This is a genomic window from Aquidulcibacter sp., assembly GCF_049239865.1.
GTDB lineage: Bacteria > Pseudomonadota > Alphaproteobacteria > Caulobacterales > Aquidulcibacteraceae > Aquidulcibacter.
Genome location: NZ_JBMLTR010000067.1, coordinates 1 through 6,792, shown reverse-complemented (window position 1 = coordinate 6,792; position 6,792 = coordinate 1). Strand labels below are relative to the sequence as shown.

Here is a 6,792-nt window from a genome sequence, read left to right as displayed (position 1 = left end):
GGCAACAGCGCCGTGATCACCCAAGGTACCCCCTAATCCGAATCCGGCGCGGGCAGGGCGGCTTTGATCGCCCTGCCCAGCCATTTTTTGCCCAGCAATTTTTCAATGGACGCATAAGGAAATAACATCATGAAAATCTACATGAAAACAGCGGTATCCGCTTTTGCTTTGGCTCTGGCTGCTGGTGCAGCTTATGCGGCCCCTGCAACAAATGGCTCGGTTGTGAGCCAATACGGCCGAGAAAACAAAGCCAACGTGACCCAATTGGTTGTCAGCGCGTCCAGCGGCGTTGAGCAATCTGGCAGCAAAAACACCGCAATTGTGTTGCAGGAGAGTTCGGCGGCGGGTGCCGTCAGTTCGATTTCCCAAGAATCATTCGATAACCGGGCAGAGGTCACACAAGCTGCTGCTGGCGTCGTCAGCACCGTCGTTCAAACTGGTGAAAAAGGCCAGGCCACTGTTGTTCAATCAGCGAAGGATGCTGACAGTTCAGTCTCCCAACGTGGTTCAGGCTCCACCCTAACCGTCGATCAATCTGGCGAAGGTGCCTTCAGTGATCATAAGCAGCATGGCTTTGATCTTGAAGCTGAGGTGACCCAATCAGCAGCAGGCACCGTAAGCTATGTGGAACAAGTGGGCTTGTTCAACTCGATCACCATTGGTCAAAGCGGAGCGAAGGCCTCGAGCGATGTAAATCAAAATGGCTTCAACAACGTCATCACTATTTCTCAAGTTGGTGAAGGTGCCGAAAGCAACATCAGCCAAACCGGTGAAACGAATCGCATTGACCTTGCCCAAAGCGGTGCGAATGCTTTAAGCGAAATCTCCCAATCTGGTGAATCGAACAAGATTGACGTCGATCAATCTGGCGACGGTGCCGTCAGCATGATCGAACAAGATCGCGACAACAACACCTTGAACCTCACGCAAACCGCAAAAGCTGAAAGCTGGATCACCCAAACGGGTTCGGGTGGCCTCGTTGACGTGAGCCAATATGTCGACGGTGCTTACTCCTCTGTCACGCAAACTGGCATGGGTAACTCGGCGACCGTTGTTCAAGGCTCGCCGAGCAAATAACCCAATCCGGCGCGGGCAGGGCGGCTTTGGTCGTTCTGCCCAGCCATTTTCTGCCCAGCCATTTTTTGCCCAGCCATTTTTCAATGGACGTATAAGGATATTCGCCATGAAGGCCCTTCTCACAGTCGCCCTTTTGGTCCTAGCTTCGGCTCTGGCTGGCCCTGCGATGGCGCAATCAGGTGTGTATGTGTCGCAGATCGGATCCGGCAACAAAGCTACGGTCAGCCAAGATGAAAGCGCGGTTTCGGGCTATGCCAAGATCGAGCAGACTGGCAGAGGCAAGGAAGACGAGGGCAATGTCGCCGTCGTCACGCAAAAGGGCGGCAAGCATTTGGCGCTTGTGACCCAATCGGGCACGAAGAACACCACAGGCTTGACCCAAAATGGCAATTTTGAGAGCCAAGCCGTGATTAGCCAGACGGGCCAAAATAATCTGATTGGCCTCACCCAAACCTCCGGCCTCGCCAGCCAATTTGCAACGCTGACGCAAACAGGCGAAGGCAATAAAATCAGCCTCTCGCAAGATGGCGCGGAAAATACGGCCAATCTGACGCAGACAGGCGACCGTAATGTCTTAAACCTTGCCCAAACCGGCGGCGGAAACGTCACGTGGACGCAAACCGGCAATGAGCTCTCATCGCTTGGCGTGTCGGTTGATGGCGCGCAAACCATGATCATTACCCAGACCAAGCCATGATCACCCGCGTCCTCGCCCTGATTATCGTGGGCTTCGCCCAACAATCTGCCCCGGCGCAGTCCGGCGGTGAAACCAAGGTCCGCGCGAGCCAAGCCGAGGCGCCCGCTACACGTGCGGTCCCGTCCCAGAGCGTTCAAGCACCGCAAGTCTCCGCTGGCACGGTCCGCGTTGCCCCCGCCGTGTCGGATCAGACCAGCCTGCCCGGTCAAGCGCGCGCGCCTGTTCCGCAATTGGCCAAGGCCACAGATGCGCGTGGCACGACCCCGCAATTAGCCCCACAAGGCGCGACGGCTGACGCCCCACCCAACCTCAGCCAGCCCAGCCAAGGCCGCGATACACGCGCGGCGGCCCTTAAAGGCAAGGATCGTTGTAGCGAGGAACAAGAAGCACTTCAGACAGAGGTCTGCGCCCGGGTGATTGAGACCCGCAGCGCCGAATTCCCCATCCCCGATCATGAACCCTTATCGCCCGAACAACGCCTCTTGGCCGACCAAAATCTGCTCGATACCGCACCTCTAGACCTCAATAATGCGGCGCGTCGTCTGTCCAGCGGTCGCGAGGATGAGACCTTAGCGGGCTTAGCTGTGGCGAATTTGGCGTTGGGTAAGCCCGTCATCGTCGACACCAAGAAGGAAGATGAAGCCAAGGCCCAAGCCCCCAGCGCGATTGATGCCTTGGTTGCGGCCATCGTCCAACAAGCAAATGGCGGCGCACCGCCCAATTAGAACGCAAGCAGGAATATAGCCATGTCGATAGACAATGCCGTCGTGGCAGATATCAAAAGCACGCGCCACAATGGCCATTTGACCTTGGCGGTCCATGTCCATGCCGGTCGCTCCCGCGCGCTGACCTGGCGCTTGCGGGCCGAAGTCGAGAGCCGGGGTGGGCGCAGCACAACCCAGCAAGCGGGGCTAACCAATGGCCTGCAAACAGCCCCGGTCTGCACCACCCAGTTTAACGACGATGTGGTCGGCATGGTGGAACTGGAGGTGAGCGAGGACAATATCCAACTCGCCCACCTCCGCTTGCCTTTGACGGGCTAAGCCGTCTGATAGGCTTGAAGTGTCGCGGCAACCCCTTCGGAAAAGGGCGTTGGATCATTCCAGAAGCGCTTGGCAAATTTGCTGGAGTCAACTTCGTAGGGGCGGTCCCACTGAAAGCGCATTTCGGCCATTTCCCGCATCATGGGGCTGAACAATCCGATGACGGGCAATAGGAACATGGGCATAGCCGTGAGTTTTAGGGGCTTGCCCGTCTGTGCGCTTGCCAAGGCCAATATCTCACGCGGGGTTTGGATGGGCGCACAGGGAATGTGCCACGCTTGGCCGAAATCCTCGTCGGGAGCGTTGAGCAACGAGATCACCCCGCGCGCGATGTCGGGTACATAGGCAAAGTCATGTTTCTGATTGGGGTCGACGATCAGCATGGCTGGCTTGCCCTGTGCCAAGGCCCCAAATGCCAAGTCGCCTAAGTGGGATTGGGCGACATTGGGGCCATAGAAATCTGGTGCACGCAGGGCCGCCACGCGCACTTTGCCCTCCCGGTGGGCCGTCATCCATTGACGCGTAATCGCCGCCCGAACCGCAGGCTTTGCGCCAGAATGGGTGAGGGGCATGGTCTCAAGCAGGGGCGACCTTTGAGGGCCATACATGTAGAGATTATCGACAAAAACGAGGCGCGCGCCCGTCTCCTCAGCCGCCTTTAGCACATGGGCCATGGCGCGGGGCCATTGCTCGGCCCAGACTGCCCGCTCATAGGCAAATCCAATCGTCAAAACGATCTGGGACGCGCCGGCAAACGCCGCCTGAACAGAGGCTAGGATTTGACTGTCACACGTCACAAAGGTCACCCCTTCGGGCAGGGAGTCTGGGCGGTGACGCTGGGCCACCACGACATCGCGGCTTTGGCCTTCAGCCATCAATTGGGCAATTACCGCCTGTCCGACCGGCCCATAACCCAGCACCACAATTTTCTCACGCATAGCCGTCTCCTTTGATTTCTCGCGGGAAGGGATAGCGCAATGCCTTGTATGCGTGAAATGCATGGTTTATATGCTCGCCATGCACCAAGTGAATTTAAATGGCCTCGACCTCAATCTGCTGCCGCCACTGGAAGCGCTGTTGCGTCGGAAAAATGTGACGCTGGCGGCGGCAGATGCCGGCATGAGCCAGCCCGCCATGAGCCGCGCGCTGGGGCGATTGCGGTCGATTTTTGATGATCCTCTATTGGTGCGCGGGGCCAAGGGCCTGGCTCTCACGCCTAAGGCACTGGATTTAGCGGTCGCGCTTCGTCCTGCTCTTGAGCGGGTGAAGGAGGTGTTCCATGCGCCTAATTTTGATCCCAAAACAGCGCAGCGCACGATCCGCTTTGCGAGCTCGGATGTGCATAACACCCTGATTTTTCCAACCTTACTGCGCAACTTGGCACGCGAAGCACCGGGCTTGGACCTCAGTTGCGAGCCGTATGGCCCGGATCTCCTCGCGCGCATGGCGTCGGGCAATTTAGACTTTGCCTTTGCGCTGGACACTTCGCCTCTGCCAACGGGGGCTCAAAGTGTCTATCTGGCTCAAGATGAATTGGCGCTGGTCATGCGGCGCAACCATCCCTTGGCGCGCCATGACTGGGCGCTGTCAGACTATGGGAAGGTCCCGCATATTCTGATCAATATTTTAAATGATGGGGTGAATGATTTAGACGCCCTGTTAGCGCTTCACGGCGTGCAGCGACGCACACTTTGGTCCACGCCGCACTTTCTAGCCGCCCTAGCGGCCGTCTCGGCAACCGACGCCGTAACCACCTTGTCTCGCGCTTTTGCGGCCCGATTTGCCGACCAATTCGACTTGATTTTGCATCGGCCACCTTTTGAAAGCCGATCCCTCGGCATTGTTCTGGTGATGTCGCACATGCGTGCACACGACCCCTTAATGGCTTGGGTGGCCGAGCAGGTTAAACGAGCGGCGACAGAGGTTTACGCCGCCACTGACGGCAAATAAACCCACCAAGTGCCTCAGAAATTGCGCCCAAGGCGGATGCCGACATTGTCGAGGCCCTGGTTTTTAGAGCCACCCAGAATGTGGCCATGGCTGAGGTGCTCATATACCAGATAGCTGGTCCAAGTCTCACTATGGCGATAGCCGACAGCAACGCCCAAGCGGAATAGATCGCGGGAGCCTAAGGCTAATTCCTCGGCGTTGAATTTCGCGCGCCGCACAGAATCTGCAGGGGCATATGGGTTGTCCAACGGGTCGCCATTATGGATCACATAGCCCAAATAGGGGTCGATCGTGACGTTCTTGCTGACCGGGAAGGTCCAATCAAGGCCAACGCCAGCAAAACTGGTCCCGCCTTGCGTATTGAGGGAGGCAACGACGCCTGGGCGCGGGGAAAAGGCAAATTTCAGCCAGTCTGGGCTGTTCCAGAGCACTTCGACTTGAACATCGGGTCCGTCTTCTTTGCCCGCATTTTTAGAGACATTGGTCTCCACATTATGCGCCATGATCGCGCCGCGCACTTCGCTAATCTGGGCTTGGGCCGGCAGGCTGATCAGGCTTGAAATGGCAATCGCTAAGCCTGTCGCGAGGAAACGGGGTGTTAGATCAAAGCGCGCCATCTTGTGTGTCCCTTATGCTGGGGTCGGATAGAGCGCGAGTCCAACCATCGGGTCAATTCGATCTGCGTTGGCCAGCGGCTTCGGCACCCGAAAAGATTGCCAGAAACAGCCCCTAGGTTTAGGGCTTGCGCACTGATTTTGGAGGTTCCCATGGCTGTAGCGAAACTGGAAAAAGATGGGGCAATTGCCACCATCACCATCACCCGTCCCGAAGCAATGAACGCCTTGGGCCAGCCAGGTGATGGGGACGTCTTTCAAGCTATTTGCGCCGACATTAATGCCGATCGCTCGATCCGCGCAGCCATTCTGACGGGCGAGGGCAGGGCCTTTTCCGCCGGAGGCGATGTGAAAGCGATGAAAGAGCGGACCGGGGCGTTTGGCGGCAGTCCAGCCGAAATTCGTGAAGCCTATCGTGGCAATATCCATAAGATCATCAAGGCCTTGTGGAACTTAGAAGTACCCTTGGTCAGTGCAGTGAATGGCCCCGCCATCGGGCTTGGCTGTGATGTGGCCTGTATGGGCGATATTCGGTTGGCGGCTAGCGGGGCGAAATTTGGCGTGACCTTCTTGAAGCTAGGCCTGATCCCGGGCGATGGCGGGGCTTGGCTGACACCGCGCATTGTGGGCTGGAGCCGCGCGTGTGAGCTGTTATTTACTGGCGATGTGGTGGATGCCCAAACTGCGCGTGAGTTCGGCTTTGTCTCCCGTGTGGTTGAGGCAGATGTTCTGATGAGCGAGGCCCGCGCCATGGCTGAAAAAATTGCGATGCAGCCGCCCCATGCGCTGCGTGTCACCAAAGCCTTGATGCGCCAAGGCCAGACAGCAACCTTTGACACCATCATGGAATTGTCAGCGGCTTCCCAAGGCCTGATGCACCACACCGCCGACCATGAAGAGGGCGTGGATGCGATTTTAGAAAAGCGTAGCCCCAGCTTTACCGGCCAATGAAGCGTTTAGCCCTTTGCCTGCTGGTCTTCGCACTCGGTGCGTGCGATCCCGGTGATAAAGATCAAAACCCGCGTGATCGCGTCGGCTCTGATGGGCCACTCTCATGGCGCTTGGTTGAGCAGAAGTCTGGGGCTGCGGCCTTCTTGTCGCGCCCGGGGGCAGCGCCTGACCTCGTCTTGTGGTGCGATGATCAACAGCGCATCACGTTGCGCGCCCACGTGTTTCCGGCACCCTCTGCCCAGCCAAATCTTGTTCTGACGACGAAGGCGGGCCGCATTGCCTTCCAAGAGGTCCGTCGCCAAGGCGGCGTGCGGGCAGGGGACCGCAAATTGGTGGAAGGCAAGATCGGTTTGGTCGAGAAAGGGGTGGCCGAAACCATCCTTGCAGCCAGCGACTTTACCTTGACGTCGGGTGACGTTGACTATCGGGCTCAGCCGGTGGATCGTGATCAGATACTGCC

The 6,792-nt window shown here is 57.8% G+C and carries 9 protein-coding genes; 7 read left to right on the top strand and 2 right to left on the bottom strand.

Features of this window, described 5'->3' with window-relative positions; all coding sequences use genetic code 11:
* Positions 1 to 129: 129 nt before the first annotated feature.
* The 4 genes from ACOVRA_RS04780 (at position 130) to ACOVRA_RS04765 (ending at position 2,817) form a co-directional block, all read left to right on the top strand.
* Positions 130 to 1,077, top strand: coding sequence for a hypothetical protein (locus tag ACOVRA_RS04780; protein ID WP_421719304.1), 948 nt, complete (start codon positions 130 to 132; stop codon positions 1,075 to 1,077).
* Positions 1,078 to 1,183: 106 nt separating this feature from the next.
* On the top strand, positions 1,184 to 1,774 hold the full coding sequence (locus ACOVRA_RS04775; protein WP_421719303.1) for a hypothetical protein: 591 nt from the start codon (positions 1,184 to 1,186) through the stop codon (positions 1,772 to 1,774).
* Positions 1,771 to 2,499, top strand: coding sequence for a hypothetical protein (locus ACOVRA_RS04770; protein WP_421719302.1), 729 nt, complete (start codon positions 1,771 to 1,773; stop codon positions 2,497 to 2,499). Before ACOVRA_RS04775 ends, ACOVRA_RS04770 begins: the two co-directional genes overlap by 4 nt.
* 21 nt (positions 2,500 to 2,520) lie before the next feature.
* Positions 2,521 to 2,817, top strand: a complete 297-nt coding sequence (locus ACOVRA_RS04765; protein ID WP_421719301.1) for a hypothetical protein — start codon at positions 2,521 to 2,523, stop codon at positions 2,815 to 2,817.
* On the opposite strand, the gene ACOVRA_RS04760 is transcribed toward ACOVRA_RS04765, so the two are convergent.
* Positions 2,814 to 3,755 (bottom strand): NAD-dependent epimerase/dehydratase family protein, encoded by a 942-nt coding sequence (locus tag ACOVRA_RS04760; protein WP_421719300.1) that lies wholly within the window; start codon positions 3,753 to 3,755, stop codon positions 2,814 to 2,816. The two genes, ACOVRA_RS04765 and ACOVRA_RS04760, sit on opposite strands and share 4 nt — an antisense overlap.
* A gap of 61 nt (positions 3,756 to 3,816) precedes the next feature.
* Between ACOVRA_RS04760 and ACOVRA_RS04755 the strand changes: the two genes are divergently transcribed.
* Positions 3,817 to 4,767, top strand: a complete 951-nt coding sequence (locus tag ACOVRA_RS04755; protein WP_421719299.1) for a LysR family transcriptional regulator — start codon at positions 3,817 to 3,819, stop codon at positions 4,765 to 4,767.
* A 14-nt stretch (positions 4,768 to 4,781) separates the two neighbouring features.
* Here the strand turns inward: ACOVRA_RS04755 and ACOVRA_RS04750 are convergent, their stop codons facing one another.
* Positions 4,782 to 5,384 (bottom strand): acyloxyacyl hydrolase, encoded by a 603-nt coding sequence (locus ACOVRA_RS04750; RefSeq protein WP_421719298.1) that lies wholly within the window; start codon positions 5,382 to 5,384, stop codon positions 4,782 to 4,784.
* Positions 5,385 to 5,534: 150 nt separating this feature from the next.
* Between ACOVRA_RS04750 and ACOVRA_RS04745 the strand changes: the two genes are divergently transcribed.
* Together ACOVRA_RS04745 and ACOVRA_RS04740 are read left to right on the top strand one after the other, a co-directional pair.
* Entirely contained in the window at positions 5,535 to 6,332 is a 798-nt protein-coding gene (locus ACOVRA_RS04745; RefSeq protein ID WP_298230763.1) for a crotonase/enoyl-CoA hydratase family protein, read from the top strand.
* A partial coding sequence (locus ACOVRA_RS04740) for a hypothetical protein (protein WP_421719297.1) occupies positions 6,329 to 6,792 on the top strand: 464 nt, incomplete at its 3' end. The genes ACOVRA_RS04745 and ACOVRA_RS04740, both read left to right, overlap by 4 nt.

What these genes read in the sequence shown, in the direction of transcription:
- ACOVRA_RS04745 (WP_298230763.1), top strand. Translation starts at nt 5,535, where the DNA reads ATGGCTGTAGCGAAACTGGAAAAAGATGGGGCAATTGCCACCATCACC.
- ACOVRA_RS04765 (WP_421719301.1), top strand. Translation starts at nt 2,521, where the DNA reads ATGTCGATAGACAATGCCGTCGTGGCAGATATCAAAAGCACGCGCCAC.
- ACOVRA_RS04770 (WP_421719302.1), top strand. Translation starts at nt 1,771, where the DNA reads ATGATCACCCGCGTCCTCGCCCTGATTATCGTGGGCTTCGCCCAACAA.
- ACOVRA_RS04780 (WP_421719304.1), top strand. Translation starts at nt 130, where the DNA reads ATGAAAATCTACATGAAAACAGCGGTATCCGCTTTTGCTTTGGCTCTG.
- ACOVRA_RS04775 (WP_421719303.1), top strand. Translation starts at nt 1,184, where the DNA reads ATGAAGGCCCTTCTCACAGTCGCCCTTTTGGTCCTAGCTTCGGCTCTG.
- ACOVRA_RS04750 (WP_421719298.1), bottom strand. Translation starts at nt 5,384, where the DNA reads ATGGCGCGCTTTGATCTAACACCCCGTTTCCTCGCGACAGGCTTAGCG.
- ACOVRA_RS04755 (WP_421719299.1), top strand. Translation starts at nt 3,817, where the DNA reads ATGGTTTATATGCTCGCCATGCACCAAGTGAATTTAAATGGCCTCGAC.
- ACOVRA_RS04760 (WP_421719300.1), bottom strand. Translation starts at nt 3,755, where the DNA reads ATGCGTGAGAAAATTGTGGTGCTGGGTTATGGGCCGGTCGGACAGGCG.